The organism is Caulobacter sp. DMC95 (assembly GCF_056313785.1).
Genome location: NZ_JBQUZP010000002.1, coordinates 654472 through 672156, shown reverse-complemented (window position 1 = coordinate 672156; position 17685 = coordinate 654472). Strand labels below are relative to the sequence as shown.

The 17685-nt window shown below is 68.8% G+C and carries 17 protein-coding genes and 1 pseudogene; 8 read left to right on the top strand and 10 right to left on the bottom strand.

Going from position 1 to position 17685, the window contains the following annotated elements; genetic code table 11:
* Positions 1-16 precede the first annotated feature (16 nt).
* From ACT53N_RS07180 to ACT53N_RS07170, 3 genes are read right to left on the bottom strand one after another with little or no spacing between them, the layout of a single operon-like run.
* Complete coding sequence (locus ACT53N_RS07180) at positions 17-787, bottom strand: enoyl-CoA hydratase-related protein (protein ID WP_476063252.1); 771 nt, start codon at positions 785-787, stop codon at positions 17-19.
* Positions 784-1227 (bottom strand): MarR family winged helix-turn-helix transcriptional regulator, encoded by a 444-nt coding sequence (locus tag ACT53N_RS07175; RefSeq protein ID WP_476063251.1) that lies wholly within the window; start codon positions 1225-1227, stop codon positions 784-786. The genes ACT53N_RS07180 and ACT53N_RS07175 overlap by 4 nt, the downstream gene beginning before the upstream one ends.
* A gap of 44 nt (positions 1228-1271) precedes the next feature.
* A complete protein-coding gene (locus tag ACT53N_RS07170) occupies positions 1272-2369 on the bottom strand; it encodes an MBL fold metallo-hydrolase (RefSeq protein ID WP_476063250.1) in 1098 nt (365 codons plus the stop codon).
* 154 nt (positions 2370-2523) lie between these two features.
* Between ACT53N_RS07170 and ACT53N_RS07165 the strand changes: the two genes are divergently transcribed.
* A complete protein-coding gene (locus tag ACT53N_RS07165; protein ID WP_476063249.1) occupies positions 2524-3882 on the top strand; it encodes a hypothetical protein in 1359 nt (452 codons plus the stop codon).
* An 84-nt stretch (positions 3883-3966) separates the two neighbouring features.
* Here the strand turns inward: ACT53N_RS07165 and ACT53N_RS07160 are convergent, their stop codons facing one another.
* The gene (locus ACT53N_RS07160; RefSeq protein ID WP_476063248.1) at positions 3967-5505 is read right to left on the bottom strand and encodes an acetolactate synthase large subunit; all 1539 of its coding nucleotides are present in this window, start codon (positions 5503-5505) and stop codon (positions 3967-3969) included.
* Positions 5506-5633: 128 nt separating this feature from the next.
* Here ACT53N_RS07160 and ACT53N_RS07155 point away from each other — a divergent pair, with 128 nt between their 5' ends.
* Positions 5634-6284: a lysoplasmalogenase family protein gene (locus ACT53N_RS07155; protein WP_476063247.1), complete on the top strand. Its 651-nt coding sequence runs from the start codon at positions 5634-5636 to the stop codon at positions 6282-6284.
* A 21-nt stretch (positions 6285-6305) separates the two neighbouring features.
* Positions 6306-6446: pseudogene (locus ACT53N_RS07150) on the top strand (hypothetical protein); the annotation flags it as partial.
* A 29-nt stretch (positions 6447-6475) separates the two neighbouring features.
* Here ACT53N_RS07150 and ACT53N_RS07145 read toward each other — a convergent pair.
* The gene (locus tag ACT53N_RS07145) at positions 6476-8266 is read right to left on the bottom strand and encodes a feruloyl-CoA synthase (protein WP_476063246.1); all 1791 of its coding nucleotides are present in this window, start codon (positions 8264-8266) and stop codon (positions 6476-6478) included.
* Positions 8267-8420: 154 nt separating this feature from the next.
* Between ACT53N_RS07145 and ACT53N_RS07140 the strand changes: the two genes are divergently transcribed.
* Both ACT53N_RS07140 and ACT53N_RS07135 read left to right on the top strand, forming a co-directional pair.
* Positions 8421-8771, top strand: a complete 351-nt coding sequence (locus ACT53N_RS07140; protein ID WP_476063245.1) for a YciI family protein — start codon at positions 8421-8423, stop codon at positions 8769-8771.
* Positions 8768-10042: an RNA polymerase sigma factor gene (locus ACT53N_RS07135; protein WP_476063244.1), complete on the top strand. Its 1275-nt coding sequence runs from the start codon at positions 8768-8770 to the stop codon at positions 10040-10042. The genes ACT53N_RS07140 and ACT53N_RS07135 overlap by 4 nt, the downstream gene beginning before the upstream one ends.
* 86 nt (positions 10043-10128) lie before the next feature.
* On the opposite strand, the gene ACT53N_RS07130 is transcribed toward ACT53N_RS07135, so the two are convergent.
* The 3 genes from ACT53N_RS07130 to ACT53N_RS07120 all read right to left on the bottom strand — a co-directional run bounded on the left by ACT53N_RS07130 (position 10129) and on the right by ACT53N_RS07120 (position 13260).
* A complete protein-coding gene (locus ACT53N_RS07130; RefSeq protein ID WP_476063243.1) occupies positions 10129-11463 on the bottom strand; it encodes a dihydroorotase in 1335 nt (444 codons plus the stop codon).
* Positions 11464-11533: 70 nt separating this feature from the next.
* Positions 11534-12091, bottom strand: a complete 558-nt coding sequence (locus tag ACT53N_RS07125) for a hypothetical protein (protein ID WP_476063242.1) — start codon at positions 12089-12091, stop codon at positions 11534-11536.
* Positions 12091-13260, bottom strand: coding sequence for a glycosyltransferase family 9 protein (locus ACT53N_RS07120; protein ID WP_476063241.1), 1170 nt, complete (start codon positions 13258-13260; stop codon positions 12091-12093). Before ACT53N_RS07120 ends, ACT53N_RS07125 begins: the two co-directional genes overlap by 1 nt.
* Before the next feature lie 103 nt (positions 13261-13363).
* On the opposite strand from ACT53N_RS07120, the gene ygfZ reads away from it, so the two are divergent.
* Both ygfZ and ACT53N_RS07110 read left to right on the top strand, forming a co-directional pair.
* Positions 13364-14155 (top strand): CAF17-like 4Fe-4S cluster assembly/insertion protein YgfZ, encoded by a 792-nt coding sequence (ygfZ, locus tag ACT53N_RS07115; RefSeq protein ID WP_476063240.1) that lies wholly within the window; start codon positions 13364-13366, stop codon positions 14153-14155.
* 94 nt (positions 14156-14249) lie between these two features.
* Positions 14250-15131 carry an alpha/beta fold hydrolase gene (locus tag ACT53N_RS07110; protein WP_476063239.1) on the top strand — a complete coding sequence of 294 codons (882 nt, stop codon included), beginning with the start codon at positions 14250-14252 and terminating at the stop codon, positions 15129-15131.
* A gap of 13 nt (positions 15132-15144) precedes the next feature.
* On the opposite strand, the gene ACT53N_RS07105 is transcribed toward ACT53N_RS07110, so the two are convergent.
* Complete coding sequence (locus ACT53N_RS07105; RefSeq protein ID WP_476063238.1) at positions 15145-15567, bottom strand: hypothetical protein; 423 nt, start codon at positions 15565-15567, stop codon at positions 15145-15147.
* Between the two features lie 128 nt (positions 15568-15695).
* On the opposite strand from ACT53N_RS07105, the gene ACT53N_RS07100 reads away from it, so the two are divergent.
* A complete protein-coding gene (locus tag ACT53N_RS07100; protein ID WP_476063237.1) occupies positions 15696-16286 on the top strand; it encodes a DNA-3-methyladenine glycosylase I in 591 nt (196 codons plus the stop codon).
* Here the strand turns inward: ACT53N_RS07100 and ACT53N_RS07095 are convergent.
* Positions 16283-17620, bottom strand: coding sequence for an MFS transporter (locus ACT53N_RS07095; protein ID WP_476063236.1), 1338 nt, complete (start codon positions 17618-17620; stop codon positions 16283-16285). The genes ACT53N_RS07100 and ACT53N_RS07095 overlap by 4 nt on opposite strands.
* Positions 17621-17685: the final 65 nt, after the last annotated feature.

Below are 17685 nucleotides of genomic sequence, written 5' to 3'. Positions count from 1 at the left end.
CTGAGCTTGGAACGACCTAGCCGACCTTGCTGAAGTCGGGCGCGCGGCGCTCGGCGAAGGCCATGAAGGCTTCGCGGGCTTCGGCTGTCTGCAGGCGCGCAGCGAACTCCGCGCCCTCGGTGTCCATCAGGGCGGCGATCTTCTCGGCGTCGCGCATCAGGCGCTTGGTGACCGTCAGGGCGCCCAGCGGACGCTTGGCCAGCTGGTCGGCGGCGGCCCGGGCGCGGGCCCGCAGCGCATCGCCCTCCGCCAGGCCGTTGGCTAGGCCCCAGGCCACCGCCGTCGCCCCGTCCACCGCCTCGCCCAGGGCGAACATGGCGTAGGCGCGGGCGTGGCCGATGCGGGCCGGCAGCAGCCAGCTCGACGCCGCCTCCGGCACCAGGGCCAGGTTGACGAACGGCGTCGTCAGGCGCGCGTCGGGGCTGACGAAGACGAGGTCGCAGTGCAGCAGCATGGTCGTCCCCACCCCGACCGCCTGACCCTGCACGGCGGCGATCAGGGGGCGGGTGGCGTGGGCCAGGGCTTTCAGGAACCGCGTGACGTGACGCTCGCCGCTGAAGGCGCCGGTGGCCTGGGCGGCGAAGTCCTGAAGGTCGTTGCCGGCGGTGAAGCTGTCGCCGTCGCCCTGGAAGACCACCACGCGGATGGCTGGGTCCTTCTCGGCCGCCTCCAGGCTGTCGGCGAGCACCCCGTACATCGCGTTGGACAGCGCGTTCTTTTTCTCGGGTCGCGCCAGGGTGAGAGTCATCACACCGGCGTCGATCTGCACCTTCACATGGTCGGTCATTGCGGGTCTCCCTTGGGGAACTTGGTCTGCAGACTGGTCAGCCAGCGCGAGACCACGCTGATTTCCGCGTCCGTGAAGCCTTCGGTCAGTTGAGCGTTGACACCGCGCAGACCGGCCTTGGCCGTATCGCGGGCGATGCGGCCCTTGTCGGTCAGGTGCAGGCGCATGGCTCGCCCATCTTTCGCATCAGCGCGGCGCTCGACCAGTTCGGCCCGCGCCATGCGGTCGATCAGGCCGGTCATGGCCGAGGGGGCCAGATCGAGGGCGTCAGCCGCCTCGCCGATCAGGGCGCCGTCGCGCTCGCCGAGGAAGAACAGCACGCCTGATTGAGCTGCCGTCAGCCCGCCTTCGGCCGCCATCCTGCCTTCGATCCAGCGCTGCACGCGCCGGTGGCCGGCGTTCAGCAGGAAGACCAGTCGACGGTTGGGCGGCGTGGACATGCGCCAACCGTATATTTCACATGCGAAATGTCAAACGCTCGTTTTTAAGCTTCGCTAGAATTCGCCGCGTACCAGGCCACCCCGTCGCCCTCCAATTCGCGACGGACCCGGCCTCGGCCGATCAGGCAGTTGAGGTGCGCCAGGGCCTCGCCGGTCGCCATCCCCAGAAGGTCCGGCCCGATCGGACGGGCGAACAGCGCGCCGAAGGTGTCGACCACGCGCTTGCGCTCGGAGAGCTTCTTCTCCAGCCGCGCCAGGCCTCGCTCGTGACCCGAGATCAGGGCGTCAATGCGGGTGTGCAGGCCCTCGAACGGATCATTATGCGCCGGCAACACGATCACATCGTCGGGCACGGTCGCCTTGACCTTGGCCAGCGAGCGCAGCCAGTCCGACAGCGGGTCGGCGTCCGGTTCGGTCGGGAACACCGAGACGTTCGACGAGATGCGCGGCAGCACCTGGTCGCCCGAGATCAGGAGCTTGAGTTCTGGACACCACAGGCAGGCGTGGTCGGGCGAATGGCCCTGGCCGGTGACCACGCGCCAGATCCGGCCGCCGATGTCGAAATCCTCACCGTCGGTCAGGCGGCGATAGCTGTCAGGCAGGGCGTAGATCGCCTTGCCGAAGCCGCCGAAACGGGCCTTGTAGTTCTCGATCGCGTCCTCGTCCCAACCGGCGGCGCGGAAGAATCGCACGCCGTCCTCCGGCGCCTCGCGGCCGGTGTCGGCCACCAGCATGCGGCACTGGAAGTATTCCAGCCGCGTCATCCATAACCGGCAGTCGAACTTGCGCGTCATCCAGCCGGCGAGGCCGATGTGGTCGGGGTGCAGGTGAGTGACGATCACCCGGGTGATCGGCTTGCCGCCCAGCGCCTCGGCGAAGGCCGCGCGCCAGGCCTGGCTGGTCTCGCGGGTCTGGATGCCGGTATCGACCACCGCCCAGCCCTCGCCGTCCGCAATGGCCCAGACGTTGATGAACTGCAGCGAGCCGCCCAGCGGCATGCGGAGCCACAACACGCCCGGCGCGACCTCGACCGCCTGGCCCGAGCCCTGCTCCGGCGCCGTCTCGAACGGATAGACGAGTCGCCCCGCCCTCTTCGGCTCCGACGCCGCTTCCGTCGTCTCGTCCTCGAACCCGTCGCGCATTTCACTCTCCCCACGCGCCAGTGGACCGACGCTTGTTCCGGATCTTACCCATTTTTTGCCCGTAAGGGCGGTCACGATCACGCCTAGGTCGGACGGTATCTTGACCCCCGATGCAAGCACGCGCTTATGTCCGCGCGAGGAATCCACCCAGGAGATGTATCCCATGAGGCCTTTCGCGATCGGCCTGACGGCCGCCCTCGCGGTCGCCGTACTCGTTCCGTCCGCCGTTATTTCGGCGCAGAAGGAACAGAAGGGCAAGCCCGCCATCGACGCCAAGGCGCGTGAAGCAGGCATGAAGGAAGCGCCGGCGATCATGCAGGCCAGCGGCGCCAGCTGCACCGTTTCTGACGCTCGCTACATCGGCGAGGACAAGAAGGCGGGCGCCAAGTACTTCGAAGTCGCGTGTAACGAAGGCATGGGCTTCGCGCTCGTCGCCAAGAAGGACACCGCGCCGCAAGTCTACAGCTGCCTTGAGTCGAGCCAACCGGGCCCGGACGGCAAGGTCGGCGGTCTGGCCTGTATCCTGCCCGGCAACGCCAACCCCGGCGCGGGCCTCGACGCCTACGTCAAGAAGGGCGGCGCCAACTGCGAGATCGAGAACACCCGCGCCATCGGTTCGGGCGCCAAGAACTCGTACTTCGAAGTCGCCTGTAAGGGCGGCGCGGGCTACATCGTCCAGACCACCGCGCCGATGAACATCGGTGGCGAAGTCGCGGTCAACAGCTGCCTGCTGTACGAAGAAGGCGGCAATGTCAGCTGCAAGCTGACCAACCGCCAGACCCAGCTCCAGGTCGTCGACACGCTCAACACGGCCGCTGCGGCTGCGGGCACCAAGTGCGCGATCAAGGACAAGCGCTACGTCCTCAGCACCAAGGCCGACAACTACTTCGAAGTCGCCTGCGACGACGGCAAGGGCTACATCTACCAGCAGACCTCGGCCACCGGCGCTTTCAACCGCGCGATCCCTTGCGCCCAAGCCGGCTTCGTCGGCGGCGGCTGCACCATGACCGACGCGGTGGCCGCTCAGACCGAGCAGGCCGGCTTCTACAGCAAGCTCGCCGGCAAGGCTGGTTTCACTTGCGACGTCGAGAAGTACGGCATGCTGCCGACCAACGACCCGAAGAAGGAAATCGTCGAGCTGAAGTGCAAGGGCAGCGACGTCGGCGGCATCGCCGTGTTCACCGCCACCGACGGCAAGGTCTTTGACTGCCTGACCGCCGAGATGAACGGCTACCGCTGCTCCTTCACCAAGAAGGACACGCAGTACGCCCGCCTGACCAAGGATCTGGTCGGCTTCAATAAGGCCTCTTGCCAGGTCTCGGACGCCCGCATCATCGGCTCGACCGACAGCGAGGGCTTCGTCGAAGTCGCCTGCTCGGACGGCCTGCCGGGCTGGGTGCTGGGCTATCCGATCGGCGTCGCCAAGCCGGCGGCCAAGGAGTTCCTCTCCTGCGCCCAGGCCAAGGGCATCGGCGGCGGCTGCAAGCTGCCGACCAACAAGCCGAAGGCCTGATCCCGGTCACAGCCTGACAAAAAAGAGCCCGCCCGGAGCGATCCGGGCGGGCTTTTTCTTTGGGCGGAAAGGGACGAAGCCGCTCTACATCGCCGCTTCGATCAGGCGCGGCCCGCGGGTGGCCATGGCGCGGGCGAACGCGTCGTCAAAGGCCTCGGCGGTCGCGACCCGCTCGGCGGCCATGCCCATGCCTTCGGCCAGCTTGACCCAGTCGATGCGCGGATCGCCCAGGTCCAGCAGCTTCGAGGCGGCGGGACCCGGATTGCCGGCGCCGGTGCGACCCAGTTCAATGCCGAGAATGCGGTAGGCGTGGTTGGCGAAAACGACGACCGTTACGTCCAGCTTCTCGCGCACCACCGTCCAGAGCCCCTGAACCGTGTACATACCCGCGCCGTCGCCGGTCAGGGCCAGGACCTTGCGGTCCGGACAGGCCACCGCTGCGCCGATCGCCAGCGGAATCCCTTGGCCGATGGCGCCGCCTGTCAGCGACAGCCAGTCATGCGCGCGCGCCGCCTTGGTCTGGGTGAAAATCGGCAGGCCCGCCGTCACGGCGTCATCGGAGATGATGGTGTCCGAGGGCATATGCCGCGCGATCGCGGCGCCGATCGCCCAGGCGTCCAGGCGTCCGGCCGGCGCGTCCGGGGCGGCGTAGGTCTCGACCGGACCCGCAGCCGGCGCGCCCAGCGCATCGGCCAGGGCGTTGAGCGCCGCCGCCGCGTCGACCTCGCGACCGCAAAGCGCCTCGATCGTACAGCCCTCCGGAACCAGCACGCTCGGGCGGTCGGGATAGGCGAAGAAGGCCACTGGAGTCTGGGTGGCGACCAGCACCATCAGATCGACGCCATCGAGGTCCTTTAGCGCCAGCTCGCCGAAATAGGGCAGCTTGTCGGGACGGAACCGACCCTCGCCGCGCGCCTGGCGGGCGGTGAAGGTGTCGGTCAGCACGCGCACGCCGTGGGCGGCCAATCGCCCGGCGGCGGTCAGCGCCTCCTGGCCGCAGGCGCCCGAGCCGAGCAACAGCACGGGCCTTGTCGCGCCGCCCAGGGCCTTGGCGACGGCCTCAACCGCCGCCGCATCGGGCGCGGCGAAGGCGGGCGGCGTCACGACCGGTCCCTTCGTGGTCGCTTCGTTCCAAGCGGCGTCGGCCGGCAGGACGAGACAGGCGTTGCCGCCAGGGGTCCCGTAGCTGGCGATGATAGCCTCGGCGGCCAAGGGTCCGACACTGTCGGCGGTCTCGGCCGACTTGACCCAGAGCGAGTTCGGCGCGGCCAGGGCGGCGATGTCGCTGTTCAGCGGCGCGTCGAAGTCGCGGTGATAGGTGGCGTGGTCGCCGATGACATTGACCACCGGCGTGAAGGCCCGGCGAGCGTTGTGCAGATTGGCCGCGCCGTTGGCGTAGCCGGGCCCCAGGTGCAGCAGGGTGCAGGCGGGCTTGCCGGCCATGCGGCCATAGCCGTCGGCCGCGCCGGTGGCCACGCCCTCGAACAGGCAGAGCACGCTGCGCATGCGCGGCTCGCGATCCAGGGCCGAGACGAACTGCATCTCGCTGGTGCCGGGATTGGCGAAACAGGCGGTCACGCCGTTGTCGGCCAGGGTGATGATCAGGGCGTCCGCGCCGTTCATGGTCTTCTCCGTACCTATGCCCCTTCCTTCCGACATTTCGCCGGCCGCGCCAACCCGGGGGCGCATCAAGCCGATTGCGCGAGGCGGTCGGGGCAGCGCAGTCTGCAAAAAAAGCGGGGGAAGAGACCATGCAAGGAATGAGCGCGGCAGCGCGGTGGACTCTGATCGCCTCGGTGATCGCAGGGGTCAGCTATGTGGCCAGCTGGGGACTGGCCCTGCCGCCGGGCGTCGAGACGGCCTGGAAAGGCGCGGGCGTAGCCCTTCTGGCGATCCACGCTGCGCTCCGGGCCCGATCGCTGGACGGCTGGCTGCTGGCCGCCGTCATGGCGCTGGGGACCGGCGGCGACGTGCTGCTGGAGACTCACGGCCTGACGGTCGGCGCGATCTCGTTCCTGCTGGGACATGTGGTGGCCAGCAGCCTTTATCTTCGCCACCGCAAGGCCGGGAAGCTGGCGCCGCTGGCGCTGATCCCGGTTGTCGTCGCGGTGTCGTTCCTGCTGCCCGCTGACCGCGCCGCAGCGCCGGGGATCGCCCTCTACAGCCTGTTCCTGGCGGTGATGGCCGCCACGGCGTTGATGAGCAGGTTCCCCTTCAAGACCGTCGGCCTGGGCGCGCTGATGTTCGTGGTCTCGGACCTGCTGATCTTCGGCCGCCTGGGCCCGCTGCCCGACAACCTGGCCACGGGCCTGGGCGTCTGGGGACTGTACTATTTCGGGCAGTTGCTGATCTGCCTGGGCGTGGCGGGGGCGTTGGTCGCAGAGCGCGCCGAGGCGGCGTGACTCCTGACGTCGTTTGCGCAGATCAGAACGCTCGACACCGCAAACACAGATCTACCGTCATCCCGGAAGCCTCGCAGAGGCTATCCGGGACCCAGGGGCCAAGCGCAGTGCGGTGACCCCTGGGTCCCGGCTCTCCGCTTCGCTGCGGCCGGGATGACGAGAGAAAATGTCTCGGCGGAGGCGTAGCCCCTCTAGAACACCATCACCCCTTCGTCCGGCGCCTCAGCGAACAACCGCGCTAGCTCCCTCGGACGCCGATCCCGCGCCAGGGCCTGGTTGATATAGCCCTTGTCGGTCAGCTCGCCGCTGGCCGCGTCGGGCGCGCCGTCCAGGATCAGGGCGCGGGCGATCCGGCCGCCGCCGCCCTTGGCCGCTGCGTTCATCCGCGCCAGGCCCTCGACGATGGCCGCGCGCACCGCCTCGGCGTCGCCGAGGCGTTCGGCCGCCTTGGCGTCGACAAAGAGCATAAGGCCCACCCCCTCCTGGCCCTCGCCGCAGACCACCGCATCGGAGACCACGCCGCCGATCGCCGACACCGCCGCCACCCGCAGGGCGCCGGCCGCGACGAAGGTGCCGCTGGCCAGCTTGAAGTTCTCCACGAGGCGCCCGTCGAACACGAGCCCCGCCGCCGGATCCTCCGGATCGGCCAGCCGCGCCGCGTCGCCCAGGCGGTAGAAGCCCTCCTCGTCAAAGGCCTGGGCCGTGGCCTCGGGCTGGTCGAGATAGCCCGGCGAGACCTGCGGCCCCTTCACGCGGATCTCGAACTTGCCGCCGTCGCCGGCTGGGAGGAGCTTCACCGCCGTCCCAGGCGTGGGCAGGCCCACCATGCCCGAGCGGGCGTTCAGCCAGTGGATGTTGCAGGCCGTCGGGCCGGTCTCGGTCGCCCCATAGCCGGCCGCGAAGGTGATCCGCTCGCCAACCGTGCGGACCGCCACGGCCTGGACGCGATCGAGAATCGACTGGGCCATCGAGGCCCCGCCGTATTGCAGCACCCGCACCTTTTCAAAGAACTTCGCCGCCAGGGTCTCGTCACGCTCCAGCTCGCCGACGAACATCGCCCAGCCGGCCGGGACCATGTTGTGATAGGTCGTGGCCACCTCGGACAGGTTGCGCACCGTCTCGCCAAAGCGCCCGGGCACGGGTTGGCCGGCGTCGATATAGAGCGTCCCGCCCCGGTGCAGCACCATGTGCAGGATGGCGTTGGCGCCCAGGCTGTGGCTCCACGGCGCGGAATTGACCAGCACCGGCGGCTCGGGATCGGCGTAGCAGGCCTCGATCTGGGCGGCGTTCAGGGCGATGTTGGCATGGGTGCAGACCACCGCCTTGGGGCGTCCGGTCGAGCCGGAGGTCAAGAGCAGCTTGGCCACGTCGTCCGGCTGGGCTGTCGGCGCCAGCGGCGGGCTCTTCAGTAAGGCTTCGAAGGCGACGTCGCCGGGCCGCGCGTTGCGGCTGACCACCACCGGCAGTCCCGCTAGGAACGGCGCGGCCAGGGCGTCGCCGAACGCCTCGGCGTCATCAGCGTAGACGGCGGCGGGCTTCAGTCGTTCGACGGCGTGCTGCAGCCTCGTGAGGTCCGCGCCCTTCAGGCCATACTGCGGCGACACCGGTGCGGCCGGCGCGCCCAGGCTCATGGCGGCGTAGGCGATCAGGGCGTGGTCGATCCCGTTGCGCGCCAGGATCAGCAGGGGCTGGCCTCGGTGAAGTCCCAGACCTTGCAGTCCGCCCGTCAGGGCTTCGACCTGCGTCTTGGCGTCCGCGTAGGTCACCTTGCGCCAGCCCTCGCCATCGCGCTCGGCCAGCCAGACCCGGTCCGGCGCTTCCTCAGCCCAGCAGGCCAGCGGCGCGGTCGTCGTTCGCACGGCGTCCGAATAGGGCATGGGGTTGCGCAGGATCAGCGTCTCACCCTGTCGCTCGACCTCCAACGCGCGGTGCGCGTAGCGAGCGTCGCGGAAGGGAGCTGTGTTCAGGGTCGATCCGTCCATGACCTGTTATGTCGCGGGACATAGCGCTGTTCAATCGGCGCGGCGCCATCGCGCCCCTCTCGACATTTTTTTGTGTCCGCTGTCGAATCCGCGTGACCCGGCGCGTCTCTGGGGTCGAGGCGCTGCGATGGTCGCGCGCCGATGGGAGAAGACCATGCAATACGCCCTGCTGCTGTACGAGAACGAAACGGTCTACGCCGAAGAGGGCGCCATGAGCCTGGAGGCGATCATCGCAGCTCACGGGGCGCTGGCGGCGGAGCTGGCCGAACAGGGCGTGCTGCGCGGCGGCCAGGGCCTCAAATCGTCGGACACCGCCACCACCCTGCGCAAGGCGCGCGGCGTCGACACCCTGCACGACGGCCCCTACGCCGAGGCGCGCGAACAGCTGGGCGGCTTCTACGTGATCGACGTCCCGGACCTCGACGCCGCCCTGGCCATCGCCAAGCGCATCCCCTTCGCCGGCGACGGCGCGGTCGAGGTGCGCCCGATCATCGACGAAGATTGAGCCTTCTGGATCAATCCGCGCGGCGGGACGGCGGCCGGATCGTCGCCGCGCTCGCCGCCGCCTTCCGCGACCTCGATCTGGCCGAAGAGGCCTATGCCGAGGCCTGTGCGCGGGCGGCGGCGGTGTGGCCTGACGCGCCACCGCTGGACGCGTCGGCCTGGCTCTACGCCACCGCCCGCCGCTGCGCCTTGGATATGATCCGCAGGCGGAACGTTCGACGCCGACACGTCGCCGAGCCGCCGGAACCTTCGCCGTCGGCCGAGGAGATCCTGACCGCCGACGAGCGCGTGATCCCCGATGAGCGGCTTCGACTGATTTTCGTCTGCTGCCACCCGGCGGTCGCGCCCGAGGCCCGCGCGGCCCTGACGCTGCGCCTGGTCTGTGGCCTTTCGGTCGCCGAGATCGCCCGCGCCTTTCTCGTCGCCGAACCGGCCATGTTCCAGCGCCTGACCCGCGCCAAGAAGAAGATCGCGGAGGCCGGCGTGTCGTTCGAGGTCCCGGGGCACGAGGCCTGGCCTGGGCGGATGGCGGCGGTGCTCTCGACCCTGGAGGTGGCCTACGCCCGCGCTCACGAGGACGCCGCCGGCTCCGGGCCTCATGCCGGCTACGCGCGCGAGATGCTGGATCTTACCGCCGTGCTTGCGGACCTGACGCCCAACGAGCCCGAGGCGCTGGCCTTCGCCGCCTTGGTGCGCTTCGCCGAGGCGCGGCGGCCGGCGCGACTGGACGCCGATGGCGCGATGGTTCCCCTCGCCGAGCAGGACCCGACGCGATGGAACCGCGCGCTGATCGCCGAGGCCGACGCCCTGTTGCGTCAAGCCGCGCGGCTGAACCGTCCGGGACCTCGCCAGCTACGCGCGGCGCTGCACGGGGCTTGGGCGTTGCGACGATCTCTAGCGGAACCGCCGCCCTGGGCGACCCTGCTGGCGCTGTATGACCTGCTGCTGGACGCAGGAAATGACCCGTTCGTCCGCCTCAACCGCGCGGTCGTGCTGGCGGAGGTCGCAGGTCCGGCGGCGGCCTTGGCGGAGGTCGAGTCGCTGAACGCCGAGCGGCTCGACGGCTTCCAGCCCTATCATGCGGTGCAGGCGGATCTTCTGGCGCGGCTGGGTCGCGTCGAGGCGGCGTCGGAGGCCTATGACCGGGCGATCGCGATGGCGCCGGGCGAGGCGGAGCGGCGGTGGTTGGTTCGGAGGCGGACGGACATGCTCCGCACGCACAAAACATCCGACCTCCCCGGCGAACGCCGGGGTCCAGATGGAGAGCGCTGAGCCTGCTCACGCTGGCGGAGCGCCCCTTCCCGTCAGCCCCAAAGCCATACGATCTGGGCCCCGGCGTTCGCCGGGGCGGTCGGAGGTTATTGCGCCAGCGTCTCGAGGAACCGCACCGGCTCCCCCTTGCCTTCGGCGATAATCTCATCGTCGCGCATCACCACGGTTCCGCGCACGATCGTCGCCACCGGCCAGGCCTTGGCCTCGAAGCCGTCGAACGGCGTCCAGCCCGAGCGGGTAGCCATCCAGTCGTGAGTAATGATGCGGCGAGCCTTCATGTCGACGATGGTGAAGTCGGCGTCGAAGCCCTCGGCGATGCGGCCCTTGTCGGCCAAGCCGAAGATGCGGTTGACGCCGTGGCTGGTCAAATCAACGAAGCGCTCCAGGGTCAGCCGCCCGTCGACCACGTGGGTCAGCATGATCGGCACCAAGGTCTGGACGCCCGGCATGCCCGAGGGCGAGGCCGGATAGGGACGCGCCTTCTCCTCGCGGGTGTGCGGCGCATGGTCGGAACCCAGCACGTCGGCGATGCCGGCGTCGATCCCGCGCCAGACGCCCGCCACATGGTACGCGTCACGGATCGGCGGGTTCATCTGGGCGAAGCCCTTCAGCCGCTCATAGGCCTCCGGCGCCACCAGGGTCAGGTGCTGCGGCGTGACTTCGACCGAGGCGACATCCTTGTTCTCGGCCAGGAAGTCGATCTCTTCCTTGGTCGTCACGTGCAGCACGTGGATGCGCTTGCCCAGCTTCTTGGCGATCCGCACAAGACGGTGGGTCGACTGCAGGGCGGCCTGGGCGTCGCGCACTTCCGGGTGGCTGGTCCAGTCGCCGGGACGGGCGAGGCTGCGGCGCTCGGCCAGGCGGTACTCGTCCTCGGAGTGGAAGGCCGCGCGGCGGTTGACGTGGCGCAGCACGTTCTCGACGCCCTCGTCGTCCTGCACCAGCAGCGAGCCGGTCGAGGCGCCCATGAACACCTTGATCCCGCAGCAGCCCGGGAGGCGCTCCAGCTCGCCTAGGAAGGTCGCGTTCTCGTGGGTGCCGCCCACATAGAAGGCGTGGTCGGTGTGCATCCGGTTCTTGGCCCTGGCCAGCTTATCGGCCAGGGCGTCGGGGTCGGTGGTCGTCGGCTCGGTGTTGGGCATCTCGAACACGGCCGTGACGCCGCCCAGGGCCGCGCCGCGTGAGCCGCTCTCGAGGTCTTCCTTCCACTCCAGGCCCGGCTCGCGGAAGTGGACCTGGCTGTCGATGACGCCCGGCAAGACCGTCAGGCCGGTGGCGTCGAACACCTCGCCGGCGCTGGCCTGCGAGAGGTCGCCGATCGCGACGATCTTGCCGCCGCGCACGCCGATGTCGGTGAAGCCCCGCCCGGCGTGGTTCACCACCTCGCCGCCACGCACGATCAGGTCAAAGGTCTGGGTCATGGGACGGCTCCGGAAGGTTTCCGGCGATCTAGGACGATCGACCGGATCAGGCAACCATTTGGTCCCGCCCTCAGGGCTTTGACGGCGCCGGCTTGCTCAGATCGAAGGCCACGCGGAACAGCCGGTTCGGGCGCGAAAGCTCATAGGTAAACTGGCTGTCGGTGAGCCCCAGCGCCCAGACATTGGTGTTGGACACTGTCCGGTTCAGCCGCGTGAACAGGGCCTTGGACTCGTCATCGACCGGGAAGCGCTGCAGTTCAGCCGACCCTGGGTCCAGCGTGTCGCCGCCATAGCGTGACAGCTCGTCCTCGACGCCGTCGGCGTGGCGGTGATCGTGCTTGAGACGCAGTCGCCCGTCATCGAGCCGGGTGATGATCCAGGTGCGCGAGCGGTCCTCGCCCACCCGGAACGGAATGCGGATTTGCCGGGCGTCGCAGTGCGCCACGGTCATTACCAGCTCGGCCTTGCGGAACGACTCGTCAGCCGCGTCGCCTTCCACGACCTGGCCCGCGAAGGTCTTGCCGCACAGCGTGCTCAGGCGGTCGAAGAACTGCTCGCCTGGCGTTCCGGCGAAGGCCGCAGCCGGCGCCAGCATGATCACCGCGCAAAGCGCAAGAACGGACTTCATCAGGCTTTCCTCGGCCGCGCCGCGCGTCGTTTCGTCGTGACCGCCGGAGCAAGCTCTTCGGGCGAGTCGGCGGGCGCGTTCTCAACCCAGTCGGTCGCCGCCTCGGCGTCGAGGCCAGATTCGGGCACGGGGGCCACGGCCTCGGCCTCGGCCTCTTCGGCTGCGGCAGGCGCCGACGGGACATCGCCGCCCACCTTGGCCAGCAGTTCCTTGGCCGCCTTGAACACCGTGGCCACCGGCAGGTCGCTCATGTGGCGGATGGCCTGGGAGAGCTCGGGATCGATGGCCAGAAACTGGTCGAACGAGCGCGGGCCGCGCACCGCCACAGCGTGCTCGCCCCAGGGCGCATAGCGGCGCTCGTCAGAGGGACCAAACAGCCCGATGGTCGGCGTACCGGCGGCGGCGGCGATGTGCATCAGACCGGAGTCGTTGCCGATGAACAGGCTTGCGCGCTTGAGGCAGGCATAGGCGGTGAGCAAATCAACCTTGCCGGTCAGGTCGATGGTGCGGCCGCGGGCGGAGGCCATGCGCAGCTCCTCGACCATGCGGGTGTCTTCCGGACCGCCCAGGATCAGCAGCCGCCCGCCGGCCATCGGGCCGTCCTTGTCCAGCAGCTGAGCGGCGGTCTGGGTGAAGCGCTCGATCGGCCAGACCTTGCCGATCCAGTTGGCGGCTGGGCCCACGGCCAGGATCGGCCCGGTCTCGCCGCCCTCATGCAGGCCCAGTAGCTCGTCCGCCAGCGCCTGCACCTCGGGCGTAATGTAGAGGTAGGGGGGCGGCGGATCGCCTTCGAGCTTCAGCGTGCGAGCCGCGTCGACCACCTTGTGGACGACCTCGCCGGGGATCTTCTTCCAGATGGCGCGCTTGTCGCGACGCAGGAACAGAGCCGTGGCCGAGCCGCGCAGATCGACGATCAGCCCCCACTTCTTGTGGCGAACCTGGCGCCAGAGCTTGAACCAGTGGCCTTTGCCCTTGGCCTTCTCCATGACGATCACGCGGTCGAGGCCGGGGACATGGGCGAAGAGCGGCGCGGCCAGGGGGCCGGCGACGATCGTGAAGCGCGCGTTGGGGATCTGGTCGGCCAGCATCTTGATCAGGCCGGACGACAGCACCGCGTCACCGATACGCGTCGCCGTGATGAAAAGGATCGGGAAGGCCCTCTGTGTCATCGGTCCACCTATAGGCCGGTCGGTGAGTCGGCGCACCCCACGTTAACACTTGAGTTACCTCAAGGACTGGCGTCGCCCGCGACACGGCGCCACATGTGCCCTCATGACCGCACCTCGCCTCGCCCGCCTCGCCTCTCGCGCCATCATCGCCGTGTCCGGTCCGGACTGGCGAAGCTTTCTGCAGGGTCTCCTGACCCAGGATGTCGAGACCCTGGCCGTCGGCGAGCTGCGCTTCGCCGGCCTGCTGACCCCGCAGGGCAAGCTGCTCTACGACCTGTTTGTGGCCGGAACCGAGGACGGCGTCCTGCTGGACGTTGCGGCGACGCACCGCGACGCCATCCTGACGCGCCTGACGATGTATCGCCTCCGGGCCAAGGTGGAGCTGGCGGCCAGCGACCGCCCGGTGATCGCGGTGTTTGGCGGCGAAGCGGCGGGCGAGGGCCTCTACGCCGATCCCCGCCTGCCCGCCCTGGGCGCGCGCGTCTACGACAACCGCGCGACCAATGCCGACGAGGACGCTTACGAAGCCTACCGTCTGGCCCTTGGTGTTCCCGGACCGGCCGACTGGGGGAGCGAGACGACCTACCCCATCGACGCCAATTTCGACCTGCTGGCGGGCATCGACTTCAAGAAGGGCTGCTTTGTCGGCCAGGAGACCACTAGCCGCATGAAGCGGCGCGGCACGATCAAGAACCGCATGCTGCCGGTCACCTTCGAGGGCCCGCCGCTCCCCTTCGGCGCCGAGGTCCTGGCCGGCGAACTGCGCGCCGGCGAGGTGCTGAGCGGTCGGGACGGCCGAGCCATGGCCCTGTTGCGGCTGGACCGGATCGAGGGCGCCGCGCTCAGCGTCGACGGGCGGCCGATCCACGTCGAGCGACCTGATTGGATCCCCTGAGACCTCCAGTTGCGGGCGTCCCCATTTCGGGGCAGAGATCGCCAAACGACGGTCGCCAGCTCCTGCGGCCGCGAGGTGTTGGGGGAAAGTCATTATGAATCGTCGCAAAGTTCTTGGCGCAGGCGCGCTGCTGGTCGCCGCCGCCCTGGCGGGTCCCGTCCTGGCCGCCGACACCGCTCGCTTCACCGTCAAGGTGCGCGGCAAGGGTCCCGACGTCATCCTGATCCCGGGCCTGTCGTCGTCGCCGGAAATCTGGGAATCGACCGCCCAGGCGCTGGAGGGCCGCTATCGCGTGCACCTCGTCCATGTCGCCGGCTTCGCGGGCGCGCCGACGGCGGGCAACGCCGAGGGCAAGGTCGCCGCAGGCGTGGCCGAAGGTCTGGCGGGCTATATCCAGGCCCAGGGCCTGAAGTCGCCGGCGGTGATGGGCCACTCGATGGGCGGCACGATCGGCATGATGCTGGCCGCGCGCAGCCCCGGCCTGGTGGGCAAGCTGATGGTCGTCGACATGTTCCCGAACCTGGCGGTGGCCTATTTCGGACCCGGCCAGTCGCCGGAATCGGTCGCCCAGCGCGCCGCCGGCTTCCGCGCCCAGATCGCCAATTCCCCCGCCGACGCCTTCAAGGCCATGCAGGAGCAGGTGATCGGCGGCATGGTTCGCACCGAGTCCGCTCGGCCCGCCATCGTCAAGCACTCGCTGGATAGCGACCGGCAGGTTTCCGGCCGCGCGATGGAAGAGCTGCTGACCACCGACCTGACGCCAGAGCTCGCCAAGATCACCGCGCCCACCACGGTGGTCTTTGCCTGGAACAGCAGCGTTCCGGTCCCGGCCGCGACCTTCGGCGGCTGGTACCAGGCCGCCTATGCGCCGCTGAAGGGCGCCAAGGTGATGCGGATCGACGACAGCGCCCACTTCATCATGATCGATCAGCCGGCCAAGTTCATGGCCGAGGTCGAGACCTTCCTGGCCAGCTGATCTGGCGTCGACCTTATCGGCAGCGACCGTAGCGGTCCGGGGACGCTCCCGGGCCGCCGCGCCAGCCAGGCGGGTTCTCCCAGTTCGTGCCGGGACCACCGCGCGGACCAGGCGGATTGCGGTCGTTGTCGAACCAGCACTTGCCGGCCTGGTTCCACCAGCCAAAGCGCGGGTGATAGTAGCCGTAGGCGCGGTTGTAGTAGTAGCCGTCGCGATAGCGGAACTCGACCCGCTGGCCGTTCCAGCGATAGTAGCGCCGGTCGGGCGAGGCTCCAGGTCCGCCCCGCCAGCCCGGCGGATTCTCCCAGTTGGTTCCTGGCCCGCCGCGCGGCCCCGGCGGGTTATGGTCGCGGTCCCTGTGCTGGGCCAAGGCCGGTGTGGCGGCCACGGCGGTCGTGGCCAGAGCAAACATGGCAAAGGTCTTCAGGCGCTTCATCGGCGCACCTTTCGTGTGTCTGGGTCCCTCGCGAGGCTGAACGCGCAAGATCCGGAAATCCGTCGCGCGACACCTGATGTTCCCGAAAAGTTCTAGGCAGGACGCGAAGTTTCTGCCAGCTTCGCCGCATGAACGACATCACCCGCTGCACCTGGAAAGGCATGAACGGAGACCCGTTCTACGAGGCCTATCACGACCACGAGTGGGGCGTGCCCGAGTGGGACAGCCGTGCGCTGTGGGAGAAGCTCGTGCTGGACGGTTTCCAGGCGGGCCTGTCCTGGATCACCATCCTGCGCAAGCGCGAAGCCTTCCGCGCCGCCTTCGCCAATTTCGACCCCGAGAAGGTCGCCCGCTTCGATGAGGCCGATCGCGCCCGGCTGATGGCGGACGCCGGCATCATCCGCTCGAACGGCAAGATCGACGCCACCATCGCCGGCGCGCGCCTCTATCTCGACATGCGCGAGCGGGGCGAGGACTTCGGCCAGTTCCTGTGGGACATGGTCGGCGGCGCGCCGATCCAGAACCAGTGGGAAGCGGGTCAGGTCCCGGCCCAGACGCCGCTAGCCGTCGAGATGTCCAAGGCGCTGAAGGCCAAGGGCTTCAAGTTCTGCGGCCCAGTAATCGTCTACGCCTTCATGCAGGCCACGGGGCTGGTCAACGACCACCTGGTGACCTGCTTCCGACATGAAGAGTGCAAGGCGCTAAGCCATCGCCCCTAGGCGGCCGCAGGAGCAGGTTCGCCCTCGGCATAGACCGCCGACAGGCGCCGGTAGGCCTTGGAGCCGAAGGCCAGCAGAGTGACGACCACCCCGACGACACCCGCAACCGTGAACACCAGCGCCATACCCCGGTCCGGGCCCCGGCCGAACCAGTCGCCGATGGCGGCCGCGCCGGCGCCGTTGGTCATGAACGGAATGACGATGAACTGGGTCAGCGGTCCGATCAGGAACGCCGTCAGGGGTGAGGCGGCCTGCTCCATCGACTGGGCGAAGCCGAAGACCCGGCCCTGGCGCTCAAACGGCACGACCTTTTGCAGGGTCGTCTGCTCGGCGGCCTCGGCGTAGGGCCCCAGCAGCATCCAGACGAAGCACCCCATCGCCAGCATCACGATCGACGACTTCAGCGGAAAGACGCAGCAGACCGCCCACGAAATCAGGTTGACCAGCAGCAGGGTACGCAGCGGATTGGATCCCAGGCCCGTCCTGTGGATCGCCAAACCGCTGATAATAAAGGCCACCGACAGGAAGCCGAACAGCAGGCCCCAGGCCTGCACCGACACCATCGACAGGCCATAGGCGTCCAGCAGGGCCATGAAGATCCCGCCCAGGAAGTTGTTGAAGGTCGCAAACAGGATCAGGGCGAAAAGACCCGGCACGGCGGCCACCACCTTGATCGTACCGGCCAGATCGATCGTCCTGGGTTCGACCGGCGCCCCATGCTCGGGCTCGACGCGCGGCTCATGGACCGGAACGGTGACCAGGTGGACCAACGCGGCGAGCGTGAAAGCCAGGGCGAAGATAAGGGCGGCGAGCATGCCGCCCCACGCCACCAGGAAGCCGCTGATCACCGAGGTGGTCAGGAAGCCGACACCGCTGACCATGCCGACTAGGCCATTGGCCTTGTCGCGGCGCTCCTCGGGGATCAGCAGCGTCACCAGGGTGGGCAGGGCGATGGTGCGGATATTGCCGGCGATCACGCCCAGCATCGACAGTCCGATCAGCGCCCACAGCCAGGGCTGGCCGACATCAGCGATCGCCCCCTTCGGCGCCATCAGCAGGACGCCAAGCGCCAGGGCGTAAAGCGACAGGGACGCAACGCTCGAGCCCGCCATCGCGACCTTCTTGCGGTGGTGGTCGACAAGGCTGCCGAACCAGATGCCGCAGGCCGCCGTCAGCACCAGATAGACGCCGGCGATCATGCCGGTGGCGAAGACCGACTTGGTCTCCAGATAGACGTAGAAGGTCAGGGCGAACCAGATCGTGAAGTTGGTGATGTTCGCGACCAGATTGTTGACCAGCAGGTGATGGAACGGGGTCACGAGGCAGGTCTCCACGGCGAGGTCAGGACCCTGCCAGCCGCTGGCGCCGGAGGCAACGCGCGCTCTGTCCAAGCGCACCG